The sequence below is a fragment of the Limnohabitans sp. genome (assembly GCF_040401495.1).
GTDB lineage: Bacteria > Pseudomonadota > Gammaproteobacteria > Burkholderiales > Burkholderiaceae_C > Limnohabitans.
The window spans coordinates 19764-42136 of the sequence record NZ_JBBAOI010000005.1 but is presented as its reverse complement, the minus strand read 5'-3'; the positions used below and the strand labels follow the sequence as shown (position 1 = coordinate 42136).

The 22373-nt window shown below is 53.1% G+C and carries 24 protein-coding genes; 12 read left to right on the top strand and 12 right to left on the bottom strand.

Annotated elements, in window-relative coordinates; translation table 11 throughout:
- The first annotated feature begins 32 nt into the window (after nt 1–32).
- The 4 genes from AC9UEO_RS05270 to waaF are packed head-to-tail and all read left to right on the top strand — an operon-like array spanning nt 33 to nt 2680.
- On the top strand, nt 33–449 hold the full coding sequence (locus AC9UEO_RS05270) for a glycerate kinase (protein ID WP_509530740.1): 417 nt from the start codon (nt 33–35) through the stop codon (nt 447–449).
- Between the two features lie 43 nt (nt 450–492).
- A complete protein-coding gene (locus tag AC9UEO_RS05265) occupies nt 493–1431 on the top strand; it encodes a branched-chain amino acid transaminase (protein ID WP_509530738.1) in 939 nt (312 codons plus the stop codon).
- A gap of 1 nt (nt 1432) precedes the next feature.
- Nucleotides 1433–1633: a zinc-finger domain-containing protein gene (locus tag AC9UEO_RS05260; RefSeq protein WP_509530736.1), complete on the top strand. Its 201-nt coding sequence runs from the start codon at nt 1433–1435 to the stop codon at nt 1631–1633.
- 24 nt (nt 1634–1657) lie between these two features.
- Nucleotides 1658–2680, top strand: coding sequence for a lipopolysaccharide heptosyltransferase II (gene waaF / locus AC9UEO_RS05255; RefSeq protein ID WP_509530734.1), 1023 nt, complete (start codon nt 1658–1660; stop codon nt 2678–2680).
- On the opposite strand, the gene AC9UEO_RS05250 is transcribed toward waaF, so the two are convergent.
- Nucleotides 2677–3585 carry a DMT family transporter gene (locus AC9UEO_RS05250; protein WP_509530732.1) on the bottom strand — a complete coding sequence of 303 codons (909 nt, stop codon included), beginning with the start codon at nt 3583–3585 and terminating at the stop codon, nt 2677–2679. The genes waaF and AC9UEO_RS05250 overlap by 4 nt on opposite strands.
- Before the next feature lie 62 nt (nt 3586–3647).
- Between AC9UEO_RS05250 and uvrA the strand changes: the two genes are divergently transcribed.
- On the top strand, nt 3648–6656 hold the full coding sequence (gene uvrA, locus AC9UEO_RS05245; RefSeq protein ID WP_509530730.1) for an excinuclease ABC subunit UvrA: 3009 nt from the start codon (nt 3648–3650) through the stop codon (nt 6654–6656).
- Here the strand turns inward: uvrA and AC9UEO_RS05240 are convergent.
- Entirely contained in the window at nt 6609–6944 is a 336-nt protein-coding gene (locus tag AC9UEO_RS05240) for a hypothetical protein (RefSeq protein WP_509530728.1), read from the bottom strand. The genes uvrA and AC9UEO_RS05240 overlap by 48 nt on opposite strands.
- Nucleotides 6945–7081: 137 nt before the next feature.
- A complete protein-coding gene (gene pyrF / locus AC9UEO_RS05235) occupies nt 7082–7918 on the bottom strand; it encodes an orotidine-5'-phosphate decarboxylase (protein WP_509530727.1) in 837 nt (278 codons plus the stop codon).
- A 39-nt stretch (nt 7919–7957) separates the two neighbouring features.
- On the opposite strand from pyrF, the gene AC9UEO_RS05230 reads away from it, so the two are divergent.
- On the top strand, nt 7958–8851 hold the full coding sequence (locus tag AC9UEO_RS05230) for a DMT family transporter (protein WP_509530725.1): 894 nt from the start codon (nt 7958–7960) through the stop codon (nt 8849–8851).
- Here AC9UEO_RS05230 and AC9UEO_RS05225 read toward each other — a convergent pair.
- From AC9UEO_RS05225 to AC9UEO_RS05210, 4 genes are read right to left on the bottom strand one after another with little or no spacing between them, the layout of a single operon-like run.
- Nucleotides 8816–9607, bottom strand: a complete 792-nt coding sequence (locus AC9UEO_RS05225) for a uracil-DNA glycosylase (RefSeq protein ID WP_509530723.1) — start codon at nt 9605–9607, stop codon at nt 8816–8818. The two genes, AC9UEO_RS05230 and AC9UEO_RS05225, sit on opposite strands and share 36 nt — an antisense overlap.
- Nucleotides 9608–9617: 10 nt before the next feature.
- Entirely contained in the window at nt 9618–10091 is a 474-nt protein-coding gene (gene rimI, locus AC9UEO_RS05220) for a ribosomal protein S18-alanine N-acetyltransferase (RefSeq protein ID WP_509530721.1), read from the bottom strand.
- A gap of 26 nt (nt 10092–10117) precedes the next feature.
- Nucleotides 10118–10825: a tRNA (adenosine(37)-N6)-threonylcarbamoyltransferase complex dimerization subunit type 1 TsaB gene (gene tsaB, locus AC9UEO_RS05215; protein WP_509530719.1), complete on the bottom strand. Its 708-nt coding sequence runs from the start codon at nt 10823–10825 to the stop codon at nt 10118–10120.
- Nucleotides 10826–10829: 4 nt separating this feature from the next.
- Entirely contained in the window at nt 10830–11798 is a 969-nt protein-coding gene (locus AC9UEO_RS05210; protein ID WP_509530717.1) for a DMT family transporter, read from the bottom strand.
- A 49-nt stretch (nt 11799–11847) separates the two neighbouring features.
- Here AC9UEO_RS05210 and AC9UEO_RS05205 point away from each other — a divergent pair, with 49 nt between their 5' ends.
- Genes AC9UEO_RS05205 through AC9UEO_RS05185 form a run of 5 tightly spaced genes read left to right on the top strand, consistent with a single transcriptional unit; the run spans nt 11848 to nt 18044 of the window.
- Complete coding sequence (locus tag AC9UEO_RS05205) at nt 11848–13686, top strand: hypothetical protein (protein WP_509530715.1); 1839 nt, start codon at nt 11848–11850, stop codon at nt 13684–13686.
- The gene (locus tag AC9UEO_RS05200) at nt 13683–14771 is read left to right on the top strand and encodes a GtrA family protein (RefSeq protein ID WP_509530713.1); all 1089 of its coding nucleotides are present in this window, start codon (nt 13683–13685) and stop codon (nt 14769–14771) included. The genes AC9UEO_RS05205 and AC9UEO_RS05200 overlap by 4 nt, the downstream gene beginning before the upstream one ends.
- A 2-nt stretch (nt 14772–14773) precedes the next feature.
- Complete coding sequence (locus AC9UEO_RS05195) at nt 14774–15685, top strand: glycosyltransferase (RefSeq protein ID WP_509530711.1); 912 nt, start codon at nt 14774–14776, stop codon at nt 15683–15685.
- Nucleotides 15682–17091 carry a D-alanyl-D-alanine carboxypeptidase/D-alanyl-D-alanine endopeptidase gene (gene dacB, locus AC9UEO_RS05190; protein ID WP_509530709.1) on the top strand — a complete coding sequence of 470 codons (1410 nt, stop codon included), beginning with the start codon at nt 15682–15684 and terminating at the stop codon, nt 17089–17091. Before AC9UEO_RS05195 ends, dacB begins: the two co-directional genes overlap by 4 nt.
- Nucleotides 17088–18044, top strand: coding sequence for a DMT family transporter (locus AC9UEO_RS05185; RefSeq protein ID WP_509530707.1), 957 nt, complete (start codon nt 17088–17090; stop codon nt 18042–18044). The genes dacB and AC9UEO_RS05185 overlap by 4 nt, the downstream gene beginning before the upstream one ends.
- A gap of 10 nt (nt 18045–18054) precedes the next feature.
- Here AC9UEO_RS05185 and AC9UEO_RS05180 read toward each other — a convergent pair whose 3' ends face one another.
- From AC9UEO_RS05180 to purE, 3 genes are read right to left on the bottom strand one after another with little or no spacing between them, the layout of a single operon-like run.
- Complete coding sequence (locus AC9UEO_RS05180; RefSeq protein WP_509530705.1) at nt 18055–19038, bottom strand: L-threonylcarbamoyladenylate synthase; 984 nt, start codon at nt 19036–19038, stop codon at nt 18055–18057.
- Nucleotides 19032–20234, bottom strand: coding sequence for a 5-(carboxyamino)imidazole ribonucleotide synthase (locus AC9UEO_RS05175; protein ID WP_509530703.1), 1203 nt, complete (start codon nt 20232–20234; stop codon nt 19032–19034). Before AC9UEO_RS05175 ends, AC9UEO_RS05180 begins: the two co-directional genes overlap by 7 nt.
- Entirely contained in the window at nt 20231–20725 is a 495-nt protein-coding gene (purE, locus tag AC9UEO_RS05170) for a 5-(carboxyamino)imidazole ribonucleotide mutase (RefSeq protein ID WP_509530701.1), read from the bottom strand. Before purE ends, AC9UEO_RS05175 begins: the two co-directional genes overlap by 4 nt.
- Nucleotides 20726–20803: 78 nt before the next feature.
- On the opposite strand from purE, the gene AC9UEO_RS05165 reads away from it, so the two are divergent.
- Complete coding sequence (locus AC9UEO_RS05165) at nt 20804–21760, top strand: tetratricopeptide repeat protein (RefSeq protein WP_509530699.1); 957 nt, start codon at nt 20804–20806, stop codon at nt 21758–21760.
- A gap of 6 nt (nt 21761–21766) precedes the next feature.
- Here AC9UEO_RS05165 and vapC read toward each other — a convergent pair whose 3' ends face one another.
- Together vapC and AC9UEO_RS05155 are read right to left on the bottom strand one after the other, a co-directional pair.
- Entirely contained in the window at nt 21767–22174 is a 408-nt protein-coding gene (gene vapC, locus AC9UEO_RS05160; protein ID WP_509530697.1) for a type II toxin-antitoxin system VapC family toxin, read from the bottom strand.
- On the bottom strand, nt 22171–22371 hold the full coding sequence (locus AC9UEO_RS05155; protein WP_509530695.1) for a type II toxin-antitoxin system VapB family antitoxin: 201 nt from the start codon (nt 22369–22371) through the stop codon (nt 22171–22173). Before AC9UEO_RS05155 ends, vapC begins: the two co-directional genes overlap by 4 nt.
- Nucleotides 22372–22373: the final 2 nt, after the last annotated feature.

Here is a 22373-nt window from a genome sequence, read left to right as displayed (position 1 = left end):
CTGGGGCTGAGATTTAGGTCAAAATCCCCGCCATGAATTGGCGAAACATTGCGGTGGTCTTGGGCTTGGCAGTCTTGCTGTTTGGCTCGTTTCGCGCTTTTGGTTGGTGGGGGTTTTCGCTGGTCTCTAGCGGCATTGTGTTTTGGTTGCTGCAACTGTCTACCCGCTTGATGCAAACCATGGAGCGAGCTGCTGACCAGCCCGTTGGCACAGTTGCCAATGCGGTCATGTTCCACGCCCAGCTGCACGATGGACTGCGTTTGCTCAATGTCATTGGGCTGGCGGCCAGCCTTGGTCAGCGCATCTCAAACGAAGACAAAAACACCGATGTTTTTGAGTGGCGAGACACGGGTGGTGACAGCGTGCAGTGCCGCTTTGACGAGGGCCGCTTGCAGCACTGGTCCTTGTTGCGTGCAAACGCTGATTCCGCAGCGCAGGATGCAACGTAAAATCTATCCCCTGACACCAGCAGACCCCGATTAAAGGAAACCCATGAGCGCCCTGCCCCCCCCGATGCATGACCGTGACGGCAAGATTTGGATGGATGGCGAGCTGGTCGATTGGCGAGACGCCAAAATCCACGTCTTGAGCCATACCTTGCACTACGGTTGCGGCGCATTCGAAGGTGTGCGGGCCTATGACACCGAACAGGGCACAGCCATTTTTCGCTTGCAAGAGCACACCGAGCGCTTGTTCAACAGCGCCAAAATTTTGCGCATGAAAATTCCTTTCAGCCAAGAAGAGGTCAATGAAGTTCAGCGCACCGTGGTGCGCGAAAACAAGCTCAAAAGCGGCTATATACGTCCCCTGACATGGATCGGTTCGCAAAAACTTGGCGTGTCCCCCAAGGGCAACCAAATTCACCTGATGGTCGCAGCTTGGACCTGGGGCGCTTACCTCGGCGAAGACGGCATGAAGCGCGGCATCCGCGTGAAAACCAGCAGCTACACCCGCCACCATGTCAACATCACCATGACGCAGGCCAAGGCAGTGAGCAACTACACCAACTCCATTTTGGCCAATATGGAAGCGCTTGACGACGGCTACGACGAAGCCTTGTTGCTTGACGCCAGCGGCTTTGTGTCCGAGGGCGCGGGTGAGAACCTGTTCATCGTCAAAGGGGGCGTGATTTACACCCCCGATTTGTCGGCAGGCGCTTTGAACGGCATCACCCGCAACACGGTGTTTCACATCGCCAAAGATTTGGGTCTAGAGATTGTTCAAAAACGCATCACCCGCGACGAGGTCTACATCGCCGACGAAGCGTTTTTCACCGGCACTGCCGCCGAGGTCACGCCCATCCGAGAGTTGGACCGCATCGAAATTGGCGCCGGCAGCCGTGGACCGATCACCGAAAAAATCCAAAGTGCGTTCTTCGATATCGTCAATGGCCGTAACCCCAAGTACGCGCATTGGCTGACCAAGGTCTGAGATGCAAACCCCCATTGAATTGCTTGCCAAAGACCTCAACGGGCACGGCGGTGTTTTTTGCCCCAGCCCCTTGGCCGACATGAAGCTATGGAACAGCCACCCCAAAGTGTTTTTGGACGTTGCACGTACCGGCCATGCCAAATGCCCTTATTGCAGCACCGAGTACCGCCTCAAAGCGGGCGAGCACTTCGCTGCCCATTAATTGGGATCTGACCCCTATTAACTTATGACAGCCAGCTTGGTGATTGCGCCGCAGTGGATAGGCGACGCAGTGATGACAGAACCTTTGTTGCGCGTGCTGGCTAAGCGAGGCGAAAGTTTGAGTGTGGCTGCCATGCCATGGGTTGCGCCCATTTACCGCGCCATGCCACAAGTGGGCGAGGTGATAGAGCTGCCCTTTCCGCGTGGCGGCTTGCACTGGTCGGCGCGGCGCAACTTGGCCCAGCAGTGGCGTGGGCGGTTTGATCGAGCTTATGTCGGCCCCAATTCTTGGAAAAGCGCTTTGCTGCCTTGGATGGCAGGCATTCCTGTGCGTGTGGGTTACCACGGCGAAACTCGCTTTGGCTTGCTTAATCAACGTATTCCCAACCCCGATAAAGACCAGCGTGGCGTGATGGTGGCGCATTACTTGGCCCTGTCACAAATTGAGGAGTCAGACAGCAGCTTGCAGCCCAAGCTGGATTTGTCTTTGGATCTGCTCAAAACCACCTTGTTGAACTTCGACCTCAAATTGGGTGCTTATGCCGTGTTTGCCCCCGGCGCGGAATACGGCCCCGCCAAGCGCTGGCCAGCAGCCAATTTCGCCGAGCTGGGCTTGCGCACGGGCTTGCCGGTGGTGCTGCTGGGCTCAGCCAAAGAGGAGGCTTTGTGTGATGACATTGCCAAGCTTATCAACCAAGAGCGACCCAAAAGTGCGCGTAACTTGGCGGGCCTGACGGACCTGAGTCAAGCCATGGCCTTGATTGCGTCTTCACAGGCCATGCTCAGCAACGACTCGGGGCTGATGCATGTGGCAGCTGCCCTGGGTGTGCCGCAGGTGGCGGTGTATGGCTCATCCAGCCCTTTGCACACGCCGCCATTGAGCGACAAAGCGGTGGCTTTGTGGTTGAAAAACGAGGCCAGTTACCAACCTCCTTTGGACTGTGCGCCCTGCTTTGAGCGCAACTGCCCCTTGGGTCATCTTCGCTGCTTGAATGATTTGACGCCCGAGCGGGTCGAACAGGCTTGGCGAGAAGTGGTCAGCGGTTAAGCCGACTGTTTTCGAAGCCCCAAGCCCACCACCACACTCACCACCAGCAAGGCACCGCCCACTTGCACCCAAGCCACCTGTTGGTCTAACACTGCCCAACCCAGCCCCAAAGCAAACACCGGTTCCACATTCATGATGGCCGAGTTGGCCGCCACGCCGAGTTTGGGCAAAACGGTGAACATGATGGTGAAGGCCGTGCCGTAAAGAAACGTCAGCAGCCCTAAGCCTTGCCAGCCAAGCGTGGTTTGTGGCCAGTGCGGGCCCCCCCGCAGACCAATCACAGCCAAGGCCACGCTGCCGGCCAACAGCAAGCTGAAGAATGTGCGCAGTCGCCCGTCCATGCCCGCAGTTTCATGTTGGGTGCCCACCAACGCCAAGCCAAAACTGCAGGCCGCTGCCAAAGCAAAACCCACACCCTCACCAATTTGTGCCCATTGGGCTTGCGCCCCCAAGCCTGAAGCCGCACCCAGCACGTCCAGCGCAATGGCCAAGCCGAGCAAGATCAAAGGCATGGACAGCAAGACGCTGCGCTGTGGTGTGCGTTTGTAAATGAGCTTGTCCCACAGCGCCGTCCACAGCGGGTAGGTGTTGAACGCCAGCAAGGCCAAAGCCACCGGCAAGCGCGCCACGGCGGCATACAGGCATTGGCTTTGCAGGCCAATCATCAAACCCACAAACAGCAAGCCGCGCCCTTGTTGGCGGTTAAAGCGCCAAGAAACATGGGCGACTACCAGCAAAAAAGCCACGACCGCGGCGGTGACCAGGCTGCGCGTGGCCACCGCTGTGGCCACATCCAAGCCGCTGTTGAAGGCGACTCGGGCGGCGATGTGGTTGGACGCCATCATCAAGGCGATCAAAAGCAGGGTGAAAAAAGCCTGCAGGCTCAGGGCGCGGGAGGTGGTCATGGGCTAGAGCATAAGCGGGTTGGCTATGATGGCGGGTTGCCCTGCTGAAAGCCAAACCTGCCGTGAATTCCCCCTCTGAAGCGCATTATTTAGGTCACCACTTAGGTGGCCCCAGTGCTTTTGGCCGCATCAGCGTTCGTGGTGCCCGCACCCATAACCTGAAAAATATCGACGTCGATATACCGCGTAACCAGCTGGTGGTCATCACCGGCTTGTCGGGTTCAGGTAAATCCAGCTTGGCTTTTGACACCTTATATGCCGAGGGACAGCGTCGCTATGTGGAAAGTTTGTCGGCCTATGCCCGGCAGTTTTTGCAGCGCATGGACAAGCCCGATGTCGACCTGATCGAGGGTCTTTCACCCGCCATTGCCATCGAGCAAAAAGCCACCAGCCATAACCCGCGCTCGACTGTCGGCACCGTCACCGAAATCCACGACTACCTGCGTTTGTTGTTTGCAAGAGCGGGCACACCGCATTGCCCAGAACATGGTGTGCCGCTGCAGTCTTCGAGCGTGGCGCAAATGGTCGACGCTGTTTTGGCCATGCCAGAGGAGCGCCGCATCATGCTCATGGCGCCAGTGGCCCGTGAGCGCAAGGGAGAATTTGCCGAGGTGTTCACCCAAATGCAGGCGCAGGGCTTTGTGCGCTTTCGCATCGACGGCCAAGTGGTAGAACTGGCCGACTTACCCACCTTAGAGAAAAAAGAAAAACACGACATCGATGTGGTGGTCGACCGCTTGAAAGTGCGGGCCGATATGGCCACCCGTTTGGCAGAAAGTTTTGAGACCGCATTGCGCTTGGCCGATGGCCGCGCGGTGGTGTTGGACATGGACAGCGGCACCGAGCACGCTTTCAATGCTCGCTTTGCCTGCCCACATTGCAACTACGCGATTGGCGAACTCGAACCACGCTTGTTCTCCTTTAACTCGCCAATGGGCGCTTGCCCCGCTTGCGAGGGTTTGGGCGAGCAAACGTTTTTTGATCCCGCCCGCATCGTGGCATTCCCAAGCCTGAGTTTGGAGAGCGGCGCCATCAAAGGCTGGGACAAACGAAACGCCTATTACTTCGCCATGCTGCAAAGCTTGGCCAAGCATTACGGCTTTGATCTTGAAACCCCGTTTGAAAACTTGCCCCAAGCCGTGCAACAAGTGGTGTTGTTTGGCTCGGGCGAGGAAGAAATCAAGTTCAGCTATGTGCTGGAGTCGGGTGCCAAGGCGGGGCGCAAAACCACCAAGCTGCACGCTTTCGAAGGCATCGTGCCCAATATGACGCGCCGCTACCACGACACCGACTCGGCGCTGGTGCGCGACGAGTTGTCGCGCTACCGCGGCCACCGCCCATGTCTTGAATGCGAAGGTACAAGGCTGCGCACGGAGGCTCGTCATGTGCGTTTGGGGGAAGGCTTAGAAGCGCGTACTTTGCATGATGTCAGCCACATCACTTTGGCCGAATGCCAAGCGTATTTTCAAACCTTGAAACTGCAAGGTAACAAGGCCGACATTGGCGAAAAGGTAATCCGTGAAATTGCCAATCGGCTGAAATTTTTGAACGATGTGGGCCTGACCTACCTAAGCCTTTCACGCAGTGCCGATACGCTGTCGGGTGGCGAGGCGCAGCGCATCCGTTTGGCCTCGCAAATTGGCTCGGGCCTGACGGGCGTGATGTATGTGCTCGACGAGCCCAGCATTGGTTTACATCAACGCGACAACGACCGCCTGATTGATACCTTGAAACACCTGCGCGACATCGGCAACAGCGTGTTGGTGGTCGAGCACGACGAGGACATGATCCGTGCGGCCGACCATTGCATTGACATGGGACCCGGCGCGGGTGTGCACGGCGGACGGGTGATGGCGCAGGGCAAAGCCGCGGAAATTGAGGCCAACCCCGCGTCGTTGACGGGCCGCTATATGTCGGGCGCTTTGAGCATTGAAGTGCCCGCTCAACGCCGCCCTTGGCAAATACAGCACAGCCGCAGCGTGACGGCTGCAGCACCTGCGACCAATGTGTTTGGCAGCCGGCCTGCCAGCTTTGTACACACTGCAGCCAAGCAATCTTTGAGCGTGGTGGGCGCGAGCGGCCACAACCTGCAAAACGTCACGGTGGAGTTCCCCGTGGGCTTGCTCACCTGCGTCACGGGCGTGTCCGGTTCGGGCAAATCCACCTTGGTCAATGACACCTTGTATGCGGCTGCAGCCAAGCAAATCCACCGCGCCCATGAAGAGCCGGCGGCCCACGAGGACATCCTCGGTTTGTACAACTTTGACAAAGTCATTAATGTGGACCAGTCGCCGATTGGTCGCACACCGCGCTCCAACCCCGCCACCTACACCGGCTTGTTCACACCACTGCGTGAATTGTTGGCCGAGGTTCCCATGGCTCGTGAACGTGGTTATGGCGCGGGACGTTTTTCCTTCAATGTGGCGGGGGGCCGCTGTGAGGCCTGCCAAGGCGACGGCATGGTCAAGGTTGAAATGCACTTTTTGCCTGATGTGTATGTGCCCTGCGATGTTTGTTTGGGTCAGCGCTACAACCGCGAGACCTTAGAGGTGCTGTACAAAGGCCACAACATCGCGCAAATTTTGAATATGACGGTGGAAGACGCCTTGGCATTTTTGGGCGCGGTGCCAGCCCTCGCTCGCAAGCTGCAAACCTTGATGGACGTGGGTTTGGGTTATATCCGTTTGGGCCAAGCTGCCACCACGCTCAGTGGTGGCGAGGCTCAGCGGGTGAAATTGGCGCTGGAGTTGTCACGCCGAGACACGGGCCGCACCTTGTACATCTTGGACGAACCCACCACCGGTTTGCATTTCGCAGATATTAATTTGCTGCTCAAGGTCTTGCAACAACTGGTGGAAGCAGGCAATACCATGGTGGTGATTGAACACAATTTGGATGTGATTAAAACCGCTGACTGGGTGATCGACATGGGACCTGAGGGCGGCAGTGGCGGCGGCCAAGTGGTGGCGGTTGGCACCCCCGAAGAGGTGGCCGCCAACCCACACAGCATGACGGGACGCTATTTAAAGCGACTGGTTGATATTGACGGCTTGCTCCAAGGCAAGCGCTAGGTCATCAAAAATCTTCATCGCTACGGGCGTGGGAACCAAAAACTTGGTGCGCCGGTTGCCAGCGTCGTGGGTTAAATCGATCATGCCAGCCTCAAGCAAATCATTGATCTTTCGATGATTTTTTGCAGGCGAACCGATGCGCCGCATTTGCATAGCCTGCGACACATTGAGCGGCGCCCCGTTTTCATGGGCTACTGTTAATGCTATCAATAGCGATTTAGCATCGTTGTCGGGCAAAATATTAAATTGAGCTTCCTCAATATTGTTCGCGCTTGCTAAAAAACGCACAAGACACTTCCTGTTTTTCATGGCTCATCACTTTTTCTGAACTCATAACCATACTGCAAATCAGGGCTTAAGGTATTAACCTGTCGTAGACATACAATTTTTCCGACAAATATGTTCTAAAAAATTATATTTATCGATTACATCCCAATCTGTTGAATTGGGTACTTTAGTGCATGTTTTAAATCTAAGGCAGCTGTTCGGGCGGCTTGGACAAAATCTTCTCCTTGAGAGGCGTACAGCACCGCACGGGAGGCGTTAACAATGATGGTGCCTGTTGGGGTTAATCCAGCCTTAACCGTGGCCTGTGCGTCGCCGCCTTGGGTGCCCACACCCGGTATCAACAAGGGCAGCGTAGGCGCAATGTGGCGAACACGGGCAATTTCTTCAGGGTAGGTGGCACCCACCACCAAACCGAGTTGACCATTGAGGTTCCAAGAACCTTGGGCCAAATGCGCAATATGCTCGTAAAGCAAAGGTTGTCCCGCTACGCTGGCCAAGCGCTGGTTTTGCAGGTCGTCGCCTCCTGGGTTGGAGGTGCGGCACAGCAAAAAAGCGCCCTTGCCGTGGTACTTCAAATACGGCGCCACTGAATCCCATCCCATGAAGGGTGACAGCGTCACCGCGTCTGCGCCATAGCGCTCGAAAGCCTCCAAGGCGTACTGCTCAGCGGTGCTGCCGATGTCGCCACGCTTGGCGTCCAAGATGATGGGCACATGGGGCGCGGTACGGCGCATGTGGGCGATGAGTTGCTCCAATTGCGCTTCAGCGCGGTGCGCCGCAAAGTAGGCGATTTGCGGTTTGAAGGCGCACACCACATCGTGGGTGGCGTCGACGATATGGGCGCAAAAATCAAAAATATGCGAGGCATCTTGCCCCAAATGGGCGGGGAATTTGCGAGGTTCGGGGTCCAATCCCACGCACAGCAAAGACTGTTGCGAGGCTTGGGCAGCGGCGAGATGTTCCAAAAAAGTCATGGCCTATTGTAGAAAGGGCGCTGCCAGTAGCATTGCCCCATGCCTAAACTCTCACGCCAACACCTGCTCATGCTGATTTTTCTCACCTTGGTATGGGGCAGCAACTGGCCGGTCATGAAAATGGGCGTGAGCGGCTACCCGCCCCTGACTTTTCGAACCTGGAGCTTGCTGTTTGGATGGCCCGTCATTGGTGTGGTGCTGTGGCGCATGAAAGTGCCTTTTTATGTGCCACGTGCGCAATGGCGCGAGCTGTTCACCTTGGCATTCTTCAATATGTTCATGTGGTACGGCTTGGTCATTGTCGCCTTGGCCTCGCTTTCAAGTGGCCGCGCCGCCATCTTGGGCTACACCATGCCGATTTTTTCGGCCTTATGGGGCGTGCTTTTTTTCCATACGTCATTGCGATTGCGCGGTTGGCTCGGTGTGGCCAGCGCAGCGCTGGCGGCTCTGTTGCTGCTGTGGCACGAGGTCAGCGTGCTCAGCGGCCATCCGTTGGGTGTGTTGCTGATATTGGTGGCGGCCGCGTCCTGGGGTTATGGCACACAGCGCATGCGCCACACCACAGCCTCGGTGGCAACCCTGACCTTGGCGTTTTGGATGACGGGCTTGACCACCTTGGTGATGTGTGTCTTGTCTTGGCTGTTTGAGCCCTACCCTTGGGTCATGCCCAGCGAGCGGGTGTGGTGGGCGATTGCCTACAACGCGATTGGCGTGTTTGGTTTTGCGCAACCTGCGTGGTTAATTTTGGCGCGTAACTTGCCACCGCTGGCTTCTACCTTGAGCGTGATGTTCATCCCCGTGCTGGGCGCTTTCAGCGGCGCTTGGTGGTTGGGTGAGCAACTGCACTGGCAAGACCTGGTGGCGGTTTTGCTGATCGTTGTGGCGATTGCCTCGGTGCTATGGCCTTCGCGTGAGGCTGTGCGCCAAGCATAAATCGGCCCACGCCTTTGCCTTGTCAATCGGTGTGCGCAGCAAAGACTGTGGGTGGTAAGTCACCACCACCGGCGTGTTGGCAAAGCGATGTACCTGACCGCGCAGTTTGCCAAGCGGCAGCAAGGCGACCTCAGCCGATGTGGCAGACAACACACTTTGCACCGCCCAACGGCCCATGGCAACAATGACTTGCGGTTGCAGCAGCGCGACTTGGCGCTCAAGGTAAGTGCGGCATTGCGCCAACTCCTTGGAGTGGGGGTTGCGTTGCTCAGGTACCCGGCATTTGAGCACTGGCACCACCACGGCGACCTGTTGGCCTGCAGTGGCTTGGCGGGACATGCCCAAGGCCAGCAGCATGGCGTCAAATAATTCGCCCTCGGCGCTGACAAACAGTTCGCCCCTGCGCTCTTCTTCTTCACTGGGCGGGTCGGTGATGATCAGCCAATCGATGGAGGGAGATGGGGGCAAGGAAACGCTGTTGCTGAACACGCTGCGTTGTCGTGATTCGCACAGGCCACAAGCTTGGCACTCGCTGGCGGCGGTTTGCAGTGCTGCCCAGTCCATCTCGGCCAGACCTGCTGGCAACGCTTTGTGGGCAATGTTTGAAGCGGCTGTCGAGGTAGGCACAAGGGGCGAGGAAGCGGTTTGGGATGTCCTTGTCAAGGGTCGTGTAGCAGGCGCCGATGTGGGTTGCCAGACACGGACCCCCATGGCGGCCAACATGGCGCGTTGTCGGGCATCAAGAGACAGCATCATGCGAAAGCACTCACCACTGCAAGCCCATCACCACCGCGTCTTCTCGCTGGTTGGCAGACAGGGGGTAGTAATTTTTGCGCTCACCCTGCAGTTCAAAGCCATGGGCTTGGTACAAAGCAATGCCGGCATGGTTGCTTGCCCGCACCTCAAGCCAAATGGCATGAACACCACGCTCGCGTGACCAGTCGATCAATGTGCGCAACATATGGCTGCCCCAACCCCTGCGCTGAAAACCTGGGGCCACGGTGATATTGAGCAAATGCAATTCATCGGCACCACGCATGGCCACCAAATAGCCAAGCAGGTGTTGGTCTTGAAACCATACCGGCATGTGGTAACCCGAGGCGATGGAGTCGCCAAAATTGCCTTGCGTCCAAGGGTGTGAGTAGGCGCTTTGCTCCACATTCAGCACTTGGTTCAGGTGCTGCGCCGTCATTTGCACAGGCGCGATGGCGTCCAACGGGGTCGGGGAAGAAAAAGGCATGGTCAAGCGCATGGTGGAGACACAGTTTAGGCGCTGCGAGAAACATTTGCAGCCAAGCGTTCAGCGCTGGTGAGCGCTACCTTGTCGCGCACATACAGTGGCAGGGCCTCGCCAGGGCTTAGCGCTTCACCGCGTATGTAGGCCAATGCGGCCAAGTCCAACATGGCCAAGGCTTGCGGCCAAGCTTCAATCGCCTCGCCCCCTTGGGCTACACATTGGGAAAAGGTGTTTGAATAAAGCGCTTGGGCATTGCTGGCCAGTACGAAACCCTGTCCCTGCCATTCTGTGGGCAAGACCAAGGCCTCGGGTTGGCTTAAAGAAGGCGCTTGCAGGCAGCGCCAACCGTCTGGGCCGTGTTCATAAGCAGCCACATAAACCTGCCCCATTCGGGCGTCTAGCACGCACAAAGCCCTTGGCGAGTGCAGCCGCACGGCTTGAGCCAGCAGAAGCAGCGTGTCGATGGGCAGCACGGGCAAAGCGGCGCCCAAAGCTAAGCCCTGCGCTACCGCACACGCGGTTCGCAAGCCGGTGAAGGCGCCTGGGCCTCGGCCAAAAGCAATCGCATCCAAGTCTTTCAAGCTCAATTGCGCATCTTCCAGCAAGCCCATGATGGCGGGTATCAATGCCGCAGACGCTTGCGCACCACCCGCCCCCTCATGCTGCCAGCGCCGCTCACCATGACACAGCGCCAAAGACATGCGATCGGTGCTGCAATCAATGGCGAGGAGTATCAAGCAATCACCTTTGAGCGGCTTTTTGAACGCCAAACAAAATGCCACAAGTCACCAACAGCAAACCAGCGATCAAAGGCCAGTCCAGCGGCTCACCCAACCACCACACTGCACCCAAGGCCGACAGGCCTGGCACCAAGGAGGTGATCATGGTCGAGCGCACTGGCCCGTAATAGCGAATCATTTGGGTGAAGGTGATGCCTGAAATCACCACCGAGCCGCCGCCTTGAAATGCAGCTTGAAACAAGACCTCGCTGATTGGCGCACTGAGCAAATGGGTTTGCAGCACACCGATGGCGCACAGCAGCGCGTACGTCGGTACAAAACTGAAAAAAGCAAAACAGGTGATGGCAATGATGGCAGGAATGGCTTGCAAACCATAGCGGCGACTCAGCACGCTGTAGGTAGACCAGCAAAACGCCGCCGCCATGAACAACAAGTCACCTTTCCAAACCTCGCCACCATCCATCGCATGAAGCAAGCTGTTGCCGCCCACCAGCAGTCCGCCGCCCGTGATACAGGCCAAGCCCAGCAGGCGGTTACGGTGCAGCCTCTCACCCAACAAGGGGATCGCCAACAAGCTGGCCCACAAAGCCAAAGTGCCTGGCATCAGCACAGAACCATGCGCTGCTGGCGCGAAAAAGAAACCGCTGTAAGCCAGCACCGCATACAGTAAGCCACCAAAAACACCGCAGCGCACAGTAATAGACCAAGGTAGAGGGGAAAAACCAAAAAAAGATCCCGCGTCGACTTGCGTCTTACGCATAAGCCGCACCCATACAAAACCCCAAGGAAGCAAGACCATGCTGGCACCCATGATGCGCATACAGGCGATATCCAGCGGTAACAAATAGCCTTGAGCAGATGCGCGGGCAATCACTATGAAGGCGGTCCAAATGACGACCGTGATGACCGCAGCAAGTGCGCCCAAGGTGCGCGCAGGCAACTGGCGCAGACGATGCAAAAAGATATACATGATAAAAATTTCCCTTAGTACATTAAGATAAGACTAAGAAGGAAATGCCTTGGAACACATACAGATTTTGTTAACACTTTTGTCGTTGCTAGGCATAGCTTTAACAATTGAAAAAAAATTAAATATAAGATTTAGCACATCGTTATTATATGGGGTAATACTCATATCCATCCTGCTGTACATAGGGGCTTTATCAAATTACCTTGAAATAACAGCTATAACGATTCGAATAATTGGTTGGGCAGGCTTAATAGCTGGATATCAAAGCTTTAAAAATAAACAACCCAAGCCAGATGAAATATATATCTTTTTATCAGTAGTCGGATTTTATATTTTTTGTCAAACAGAGCCCTACAGCATATTCCCATTTATTGATGATTACAGCCATTGGGGAAGGATGTCTCGATTTATAGCAGAAAATAACAGATTAATAATAAATACAGATTTGATTGGAGTTAAAGATTATCCGCCAATAGCGGCACTCTTTCACTATTTCTTTACTCACTTTAGTGGTTATCAAGACCATATTGCAATTTTTGCAAATGGACTGCTTCTTCTTATATTTTCTTCGCCACTTTTAATTCCTGTCTCCGAATATATATCCCAAGAAAAGAAAAAAATATTCATATTAACTTCTTTAAGTATATATTCATTATTTTGGATATTTGGTTTAGGGCTTCATTCTTTGTGGGCCGATTTATTACTTGGATTTTCTTTTGGTATAGTATTATATTTATATTTCAATTACGGATGGAAAGACAAAAATACAGCATTAATAGCCGCCATTCCCTTGCTGTTGTATACAGTTCAGATTAAACAAATAGGAATCCTATTTGCAATTTTTTCGTTAGCAATCATTGGGATAGACTATCTTAAATACGGCAATAAAAAAATACACATTAAATTAACAGTTTTAATGCTAATAATAATTGCGCTGCTTTTATTTGAATGGACATGGAAAAATCATCTTTTAGCACATGATATTTCAAGTGGATTTAAAGCCGATTTAACAATTGCAAAAATATTCAGCGCCATTAATCCGGCCACCGCCACAGAGAGGCAAAGCTTAACAATAAACCGATTTATAGATTATTTGTTTTTCTCTCATCATTTATCAACCTATTGGTTTTTAATATCCTTAATATTGTTGGGAGGGCTAAGGATAGCTATAAAACAATCTAAATTTAATTCAAACATTACGCCGTATATAACGATTTATACAATTTTACCAGTGTATATGTTCATACTTTTATTGCTGTATTTTTTCTCTTTTAGTGATTATGAAGGTCCTCGATTAGCGTCTATCGACAGATATACATTAACATATTTACTTGGCATATTGATTTTTATTGGCGGCAGTTTAATAAATATAAGTTCCGGCAAAAAAACAAAAAAATATAAAATATTTTTAATAATAACCGCTGTACTAATTATTTTGCCAAACACGGGGCGCATTCTAATAGACCTGGCAAGAGTCGGAGTCAATATTTCTCCAACAAATACAGCTGGGAAGATCAGTAAATTATCAAAATATGTTAAAGAAAAAACGCATGAAAATGCAAAAATATATATAGTTTGGAGTGACGGATCTAATGACGAGAGTGTGATTTTTTCATATTATTTAATGCCTCGAAAAAATAATTCTGAATGTATTTTTATAAAGCCGCCGCAATCACCAAAACATGAAGATGATATTTGGTCTTGTCCTTTAACGGTAGAGCAATTTAAAGATAAGATTTCAAGCTATGATTACCTATTTTTAGCGAACCCTTCAGAAGAATTTATAAATTTTTATCTTAAACACTTGAACATTGAATACAACCCAAATGATTCACTATTATTTAAAATTTCAAATGAAAATATAGTGAAATTGGCAAGGGTACAATGAAAATTATTTTATTTGTTTTTACGGGCGGCATGGGTTTTTTAACAGAAATAGCAATTATTCAAATTGCTGTTTCCTTATTTGCAGCATCATCTATTGCTGCAAGGCTTATCTCGTTTCCACTTGCAGTATTTGTAACCTGGTTCATCAACAGGAAAATCACATTCACAAGTAAAAATAAAGCGATTGAAGAGTTGCGTCGGTATGTATTTGTACAACTAATAGGAGGATTGATAAACCTATGTATATATTATTTAATAATTACAAATAAAAACTTTGAGGCAATTAACCCAATTTTAGCTTTGGCCTTCGCTTCTCTATGTAGCATGGTATTTACTTATATCGGTTCTCGAAAAATAGTATTTACAAACAGGTCAGCTGACAGAGTTAACCTACCAGACAATTTAAATTACGATGCAAGGAATAAATTATCAGTAATGCAACACACCACAAACTACAATTCACATTTACAAAATTTGATTAAACCATATCTTAACAATCGAAGTAATGTATTGGACTTTGGAGCAGGTTTGGGTGTATTTGCCAAAAATGCATCTGCATATTGTGAAAGTATTCTTTGCGTTGAGCCCGATTTTAATCTTTCCCAAATTCTGAAAGAAAAAGGTTTTACTACTGAGCCCAATATTCAAAGAGTAGAAAAACAAAGCATAGATTTTATATATAGTTTTAATGCGCTTGAACATTTTGACGATGATCAAGCCACCATCAACGAACTGGTTGAAAGGTTAACACTGAATGGGATTATCTTCATTTATGTACCCGCAGCCAATTTTCTCTTTTCACAGATGGGCAGAGGAGTCGGGCACCATCGAAGCTACAATATTCAAACATTAACTAAACTATTTGAAGGTAAATCATTGCTACTATTGAAGTCTAGTTATGTGGATTCTGTTGGAGTATGCGCTACATTTTTGTATAAAATCCTAGGTTATAATATTAACTATATTAATCCGCGTATATTAAAAATCTATGACCGATATTTCTTCCCATTGAATAATTTATTTGATTTATTATTGAATAGGTTAATCGGTAAAAATGTTTATATAGTTGCACAAAAGGTTGATTAAAAATGGAAATAGCGGTTCTTATACCTTGTTACAACGAAGAGTTGTCTATTCGTCAGGTTGTATTGGATTTTAAAAATTACTTACCACATGCACAAGTTTACGTTTACGATAATAATTCCACAGATAAAACTGCTGAAGTTGCAAAAAAGGCTGGTGCAATTGTTCGCTCTGAATCTAAACAAGGTAAAGGTCATGTTGTCTACAGAATGTTTGGGGATATAGATGCAGATTATTACCTGATGGTGGACGGTGATGGCACGTACGATATCTCCATAGCGCCGCAAATGATCAATTTATTAATAAATGAGCGTTGCGATATGGTCAATGGGAAAAGAGTTGAGTCTGATATTAAAAATTATCGACAAGGCCATCGATTTGGAAATTGGATGCTCACAGCAATAGTGGCATCAATTTTTTCGGCTGAATTTACCGATATGCTTTCAGGTTATAAGGCATTTTCAAAGAAATATGTTAAATCTTTTCCAAGTTTGTCCAAAGGCTTTGAAATTGAAACACAAATAACAATTCATGCTCTAGAAATGAATATGCCCACAAGAGAAATTAATACAAATTATACCAATAGACTTGAAGGCTCTGAAAGTAAATTAAATACATATCAAGACGGTATTAAAATCTTATATGCTATTTTACAATTGGTTATACGAGAGAAGCCATTTATTTTTTTTGGACTTATTTCATTTGCCTTGGCAACAACCATGCTTTTTCTCTTTATTCCTATATACATCGCTTACCAGGAAACTGGTCTTGTCCCCAAATTTCCAACCTTGATTCTCATTGGCGCATTGGGCACGGCCAGTCTTATATGTCTTGTGACTGGGCTGATCACAGAATCTTTAACCATGGCTAGAAAAGAAGTAAAGCGCCTAGCTTATCTTTCGATAAAGCAACAATGAGTAAACAAATTAAAACTCTACGAAGAGTTTTGACGTGTTTCATATGTTGTGCATGTTCAATAAGCGGTTTTGCTCAGTTACCGCCCAACGTTGAATTAGCATTGCGCCAAGCTGCCATACCCCGCGATGCATTGAGCGTGGTGGTCTTACCCTTGGGTACAGGCAACCCCAAGCCAGCGCGGCTTTTGCACTACGCTGATGTGCAACGAAACCCCGCGTCTTTGATGAAGCTGGTAACCACCACTGCGGCCCTGGACCTGTTGGGGCCGGCTTTCACTTGGCGAACCCCCTTGGCGCTGGATGGCGTTGTGCGTGAAGGCGTTTTGCAGGGCAACGTATATGTCCGGGGCCAAGGCGACCCGAAAATCGGGGTCGAACAGGTGTGGCTTATTCTGCGCCGCTTGCAAGGCATGGGAATTCAAAAAATCCAAGGCGACATTGTTTTGGACCGCAGCGCTTTTGAAGTGCCGCCGCAAGACCCGGGCGGATTCGACGGCGAGCCACTGCGCCCCTACAACGCCTCGCCAGACGCTCTTTTGTTGGGCTACAAATCATTTTTGCTGCACTTTGTGCCCGATGCAGCCAACAAGGTGGCGCGGGTGCATGTCGAGCCGCCTCTGGCAGGGGTGCAGGTTCAAGCCAGTGTGCCGCTCTCCAATGCCGATTGCAGCGACTACCGCGCTAGCCTCAAAGCGGATTTTCAAAACCCTTTACGCTTTGGTTTTGCGGGCGCCTACCCTTTGGCCTGTGCAGACAAAGTGTGGCCGGTGGCGTATGCCGATCCGCCGCACTTCGCGGCCCGAGCGATTCACGGCATGTGGTTGCAACTGGGCGGTCAACTCAGTGGTACGGTACGCGAAGGCGCTATCCCCGCCCACCTCAAGCCTTTGTGGTCGCATGAGTCGCCCAGCTTGGCCGAGGTGGTACGCGACATCAACAAGTTCAGCAACAACGTCATGGCTGAGCAAGTGTTTTTGACGCTGGGCTTGCAGCAGCGTGGCCTTGGTAATGCTGCCAACAGCAAAGCGGTGGTCGAGGGTTGGTGGCGTGAGCGTTTTGGTCAAGAGGCGCCAATCATGGACAAAGGCTCAGGCCTCAGCCGCGAAGCGCGCATCTCGCCGCAAGCCTTGGCCGCGTTATTGCAATGGGTATGGGCACAACCCTTTATGCCTGAATTGATGGCCTCGTTGCCGCTCACAGGCGTCGATGGCACCTTAAAGCGCAGCAAAAGCACAGCATCAGCCCATTTGAAAACCGGCAGCTTGCGCGACGTGATGGGTGTGGCCGGCTATGTTGACGGCCTACAAGGCCAGCGTTATGTTTTGGTGGTCATGGTCAACCATGCCAACGCCCACCAAGCCCGACCCGTGATGGATGCATTGATCGATTGGACTGCAGGCAAGTGAAAATTAATCGGGGTCTGACCCCAATTAAATTCAGCAAACAAGATGTGGGTGCAGCCTTAGCGGTGTTTGCTGCCAGCCTGTGGGGTATTTCTGGCGCTTGTGCGCAGTATGTGTTCGAGCAAAAGGGCATCCGCATCGATTGGTTGGTCACTGTGCGGCTGCTCATTGCTGGTGTGTTGCTTCTGGTGTGGGCATGGTGGCTTCACCCATCGCAAGTGATGGCCGTCTGGCGACCCGCACACAGCGCAGGACAACTGCTGGCGTTTGGCGTGCTGGGCATGTTGGGCGTGCAATACACCTATTTTGCTGTGATAGAGCATTCCAATGCCGCCGTCGGTACGGTGCTGCAATACCTTGGGCCGACAGTCATTGCGGTGTATCTGGCGGCGGTTCATAGACGACGGCCTTCGCACCGAGAACTCGTGGCAATAGGGCTGGCCATGCTGGGTACCCTGTTGTTGGTCACGCACGGCGAGATAGGTGTGTTGCAAATCAGCCCCGAGGCCTTGCTGTGGGGCTTGTCTTCGGCACTGGCTTTGGCTTTTTACACCTTGCAGCCCGTGGCTTTGCTTAAACGCCAGGATTCAGCCGTGGTGGTGGGCTGGGGCATGCTGATCGGCGGCTTGGCCTTTGCCGGCTGGAGCCAGCCTTGGCATATTGCTGGCAGCTGGGACCGTGGCACATATTTGGCTGTGTTGTTTATCGTGGTTCTGGGCACCTTGGTGCCGTTTTATTGCTATTTGCTGGCCGTCAAAACCATTGGGCCGCAGCGCACCAGTCTTTTTGCTTGCGCCGAGCCTTTGTCGGCTGCTTTGGTGTCGGTGTTTTGGTTGGATGTCGCTTTTGGCTGGCTCGACGTGTTGGGTTCGCTGTGCATTGTGCTAACCATTTATGTCTTGGCACGCTCAGAACAATTAAAACAATTGGAACAATTGGGGTCAGATCCCAATTAATTTGGCGATGTCATCGAGTTGAAGCACGCTGTAGCCTGTCGCGTACCCCGTCCCATGCTTCACCCAAAGGCGGGGATTCCACCCAAATTTCTTGCACACCCAGTGCATCCATCATGCGCAGTTGGGCAAACAAATCGTGGGCGCAAGCAGCGGCATCGGTGGGCATGGAGAAACAGCGCACACCTGAAGGGATGGCCAAAGTACTGCATGCCCAGACGGCCACAGACTCGCCAGCAGTTGGCAAACGCGCAGCCATTTGCGCCGCACTCATGAGGTGCAAGCGAGCAGTGGGCGCATAGTGCGAGGCCAAGCTGCCAGGGGAGGCGGGACTTGTCTCAACTTGGGGGTCTGCCAAATGTGGCAATGCGCTCAGCACCTGCACACCGCAAGCCACGCTGAGTTGCGACTGGCTCAGCATACCGGGGCGCAGCAGCACGGGAGACGCGCGGCTGCAGTCGACGATGGTGGACTCAATACCCACATCGCAAGCGCCGCCATCAAGCACCAGCAAGGCAGGAAAGGCCTCACGCACATGCGCCGCGGTGGTGGGGCTGACACGGCCAAATAAATTGGCGCTGGGAGCGGCAACACCTTTCACGCCCACGTTGTGCGCCGCCTGCAACAGCGCAATTGCCAAGGGGTGCGAGGGGCAGCGAAGCGCAATCGTGGGGTGACCACCTGCAGCGCTTTCAGCGACACCTGCCAAGCGGGGCAAGATAAGCGTCAGCGGCCCTGGCCAAAAAGCAGCCATTAGGCGGTGGGCAAATTCAGGCACTTGATTTGAAAAAGCAGGAACTTGAGCCGCATCTGACACATGGACAATGAGCGGATGGTCGGCGGGGCGACCCTTGGCGCTGAAGATGGCAGCGACTGCTTTGGGGTTTAAAGCGTCACCGGCTAAGCCATACACGGTTTCGGTGGGCAGACCGATCAACTCACCCCGCGCCAAGGCTTGCGCGGCGTGCATCACCTCGTTGGAGAAAGCGCTCACCACGCGGCAATGCCCAGCAAAGCTGCAGTCTGTAGGGCAACCGCTTTCGCGGCGGCGGGTGTGGCAGCGGTGATGGTGAGGTGGCCCATTTTGCGACCCCTGCGTGCCTCGGTTTTGCCGTACAGGTGCAAATGCACGCCTGGCAGCGCCAACACTTGCGGCCAAGGTGGCTCGCTGGTTTGAGCGCCATTTTGGGCGTCTTTGGCAAACCACAAGTCGCCCAACAAATTCAGCATCACACAGGGACTGTGCAAACGTGGTGTGGTCAGCGGCAAACCCGCCATGCAACGCACTTGAAATTCGAACTGCGACACGTCGCAGCTGTCAATGCTGTGGTGGCCGCTGTTGTGGGGGCGTGGGGCAATTTCATTGACCACTAAGGGGCCTAGCGCATCACGATCGGGGCCATCTTGCAACACAAAAAACTCCACGCACAACACACCCACATAGTTCAAACCTTTGGCGATTTCATAGGCGGCTTTCAGCGCTTGTTGTTCAGTGGCGGCGGGCATTGCCTGTTCAAACACCTCGGTGACTGCCAAGATGCCATCACGGTGTAGATTCATCTGCAGCGGCAAATGCACCATCTGGCCTTCAAAGCCTCGAGCGAGTACCACCGAGCATTCAGCGGCTAAGGCTAAGCGTTTTTCCAAAATACAGGCAGTGGGGTTCGAAGACGTTTGCAGTTGTAGCCAAGCGGGGGCCAACTCGGCCAAGCTCGCTACACGGACCTGTCCTTTGCCGTCGTAGCCCATGCGGGTGGTTTTCAAAATGCCCGGTAGAAGGGCGGCGTTTACTCGGTTGACATCGTCCATGCTGTGCAAAACGGCGTGGGGCGCCACCGGCACCCCGCAACTCACAAAGTGCTTCTTTTCACGTGCGCGGTCTTGCGCCACCGACACGGGTTCAGCGCTGGGCGCACAAGGCAGCGTTAAACCCAGTTGGCGCAAGGCCTCGGCGGGTACGTTTTCGAATTCGGTGGTGACGGCTTGGCACTGTGCAGCCAACTGGGCCAAACCTGCAGCGTTGAGGTAGTCGGCACATACATGCACATGGCTGACCAAGCCCGCGGGGCTGTGCGAGTCGGGGTCAAGGACAGCGGTGCGATAGCCCAGCGCTTGCGCGGCATGGCTCCACATGCGGCCCAATTGACCGCCGCCCAATACGCCCAAGGTGGCGCCGGGCAACAAAGGCTTCACGCGGCGGGGGGCACGGTCATGGCACGTGCAGCCTCGGTTTGTTGGGAGCGAAAAGCGTCCAAAGCGTTTTGCAAAGCGGGGTTGCCATGGGCCAGCATGGCCACCGCAAACAAAGCCGCATTGGCCGCACCTGCGGCACCAATCGCAAAGGTGGCGACTGGCACGCCTTTGGGCATTTGCACAATGCTGTACAGGGAATCAACACCTTGCAAATGTTTGCTGGGAACAGGGACACCCAACACAGGCACTGTGGTTTTAGCGGCCAACATGCCAGGCAGGTGGGCTGCGCCGCCAGCGCCGGCGATGATGACGCGAAGTCCACGTGCTTGAGCCCCTTGGGCGTAGGCGAACATATCTTCAGGCATGCGGTGGGCAGACACCACCTTGGCTTCAAAGGCGATGCCAAAGTCTTGCAGTATCTGCGAGGCGTGTTGCATGGTGTCCCAGTCTGAGCTGGAGCCCATGACCACACCGACAAGAACAGGGTTCATAAGGGTTTAGCAGTGTGAACTGCGGGTAAGCTAGGCGGTTAAGAGAAAATAGATTTTATTCCCCTTGGAACCCGCCCCATGATCGATGTGACCGTTGCGAATTTTGAAGAGGAAGTCATCGTGGCTTCCACCCATATACCTGTGTTGGTTGACTTTTGGGCGCCGTGGTGCGGCCCTTGTAAGTCACTGGGCCCTGTGTTGGAGAAGTTGGAGGTCGACTACGGCGGCCGCTTCAAGCTGGTCAAGATCAATTCCGACGACGAGCAGCCGCTCTCTCAAGCCTTTGGCATTCGCAGCATTCCCACCTGCGTGTTGATGATGGGCGGCAAGCCCGCCGATGGCTTCATGGGCGCATTGCCAGAGGGCAAGGTGCGTGAATTTTTAGACAAGCATTTGCCAAGCGAGGACGAGTTGATCGCCGAAGAAGACTTGAATGAAGCCGAAGCCTTGCTCGCGCAAGGCGACACGGGTTCAGCTTTGGCGAAGTTGCAAGAGGCCTTGGCTATCAACCCCGCCAACGACGAGGCGCGTTTTGACTATGTGAAGCTGCTCATGGCCATGGGAGAGTTGGAACAAGCGCAAGCCGCTTTGGCACCTGCCTTGGCGCAAATTCCGCTGCAACTGCGCTTTGATGCCTTAAAGCACTGGGGCGAGGCGCTGCATTTCGCCAATACCGACGAGCGAGCGCACTGGACGCTGCAACAGTTTGATGCGCTGATCGAGAAAAACAAACGCGACTTCGACACCCGCTTGGCCAAAGCGCGCTTGCTGATGGCCGCCGCCGAATGGACCGCCGCGATGGACGAGCTGTTGGAAATCGTCATGCGCGACAAAGCTTGGAATGAAGAAGCCGCACGCAAAAACATCGTGGCTATTTTGGAATTGTTGACCCCACCTAAGGCCAAAGGCGAAGCAGCCGTGCCAGGCAAATCCGCTGGCGGCATCGAGCTGACCGGCAAAGCCGCTGCCCAAGAAGACCCGCAGGCAGAATTGATCTCCAAATACCGCCGCCGTTTGAGCATGGCTTTGAACTAGTCCGACTCATTTTCTTGCCCATAGCTTGAAGGGCACAAACGCAGCCGCGTTTGAAAAATCCTTGTCCGCTGACAGCAGCGTTAAATCGTGGCGGCCGCACAGTTGTATCAGCAATGCGTCGATGGTGCCGATCTGAACGCCTGAGCGACGACAGACATTGCGCACCTCGGCGGCGGCCACATGGTCTTGGCGGTCCGGTTGAATCAGGGGTAAGGTGCCGAAGCGATCAATGATGGCTTGTCTGTCATTGGGGCCGTTGAACCCTTGCAACAACTCTTGCAGCACCAAGCCCGTCGTCACGACAGCGTCAGAACCCTCAATCGCCTCACGCAATGCAACGACCTCTTTGGTGCCGATTTCCACATCGCGCCTAAGCGCCAACGACCAAACGCTGGTGTCCACCAACAGTGTCATGACCTGGAACGCTCCGCTTTGTAGTCGTAAGTGGCATCCCATTCCAGCTTGCCAAACAGGGCTGAAACACCTTTTTGCTCACGCCGCGCGATGAACTCTTTGAGCGCCAGTGTGACGGCTGCCTTTTTGGTGGACTCGCCGCTGACAGCGAGCACCTTGTCCAGAAGTGCTGGGTCTAATGCAAGATTTGTAGCCATGT

Bases quoted from the DNA above. Each gene is read 5' to 3' on its own strand.
- AC9UEO_RS05270 (WP_509530740.1), top strand. From the start codon at position 33: ATGAATTGGCGAAACATTGCGGTGGTCTTGGGCTTGGCAGTCTTGCTG.
- AC9UEO_RS05265 (WP_509530738.1), top strand. From the start codon at position 493: ATGAGCGCCCTGCCCCCCCCGATGCATGACCGTGACGGCAAGATTTGG.
- AC9UEO_RS05260 (WP_509530736.1), top strand. From the start codon at position 1,433: ATGCAAACCCCCATTGAATTGCTTGCCAAAGACCTCAACGGGCACGGC.
- waaF (WP_509530734.1), top strand. From the start codon at position 1,658: ATGACAGCCAGCTTGGTGATTGCGCCGCAGTGGATAGGCGACGCAGTG.
- AC9UEO_RS05250 (WP_509530732.1), bottom strand. From the start codon at position 3,585: ATGACCACCTCCCGCGCCCTGAGCCTGCAGGCTTTTTTCACCCTGCTT.
- pyrF (WP_509530727.1), bottom strand. From the start codon at position 7,918: ATGACTTTTTTGGAACATCTCGCCGCTGCCCAAGCCTCGCAACAGTCT.
- AC9UEO_RS05230 (WP_509530725.1), top strand. From the start codon at position 7,958: ATGCCTAAACTCTCACGCCAACACCTGCTCATGCTGATTTTTCTCACC.
- AC9UEO_RS05225 (WP_509530723.1), bottom strand. From the start codon at position 9,607: ATGATGCTGTCTCTTGATGCCCGACAACGCGCCATGTTGGCCGCCATG.
- rimI (WP_509530721.1), bottom strand. From the start codon at position 10,091: ATGCCTTTTTCTTCCCCGACCCCGTTGGACGCCATCGCGCCTGTGCAA.
- AC9UEO_RS05210 (WP_509530717.1), bottom strand. From the start codon at position 11,798: ATGTATATCTTTTTGCATCGTCTGCGCCAGTTGCCTGCGCGCACCTTG.
- AC9UEO_RS05200 (WP_509530713.1), top strand. From the start codon at position 13,683: ATGAAAATTATTTTATTTGTTTTTACGGGCGGCATGGGTTTTTTAACA.
- AC9UEO_RS05195 (WP_509530711.1), top strand. From the start codon at position 14,774: ATGGAAATAGCGGTTCTTATACCTTGTTACAACGAAGAGTTGTCTATT.
- dacB (WP_509530709.1), top strand. From the start codon at position 15,682: ATGAGTAAACAAATTAAAACTCTACGAAGAGTTTTGACGTGTTTCATA.
- purE (WP_509530701.1), bottom strand. From the start codon at position 20,725: ATGAACCCTGTTCTTGTCGGTGTGGTCATGGGCTCCAGCTCAGACTGG.
- AC9UEO_RS05165 (WP_509530699.1), top strand. From the start codon at position 20,804: ATGATCGATGTGACCGTTGCGAATTTTGAAGAGGAAGTCATCGTGGCT.
- vapC (WP_509530697.1), bottom strand. From the start codon at position 22,174: ATGACACTGTTGGTGGACACCAGCGTTTGGTCGTTGGCGCTTAGGCGC.
- AC9UEO_RS05155 (WP_509530695.1), bottom strand. From the start codon at position 22,371: ATGGCTACAAATCTTGCATTAGACCCAGCACTTCTGGACAAGGTGCTC.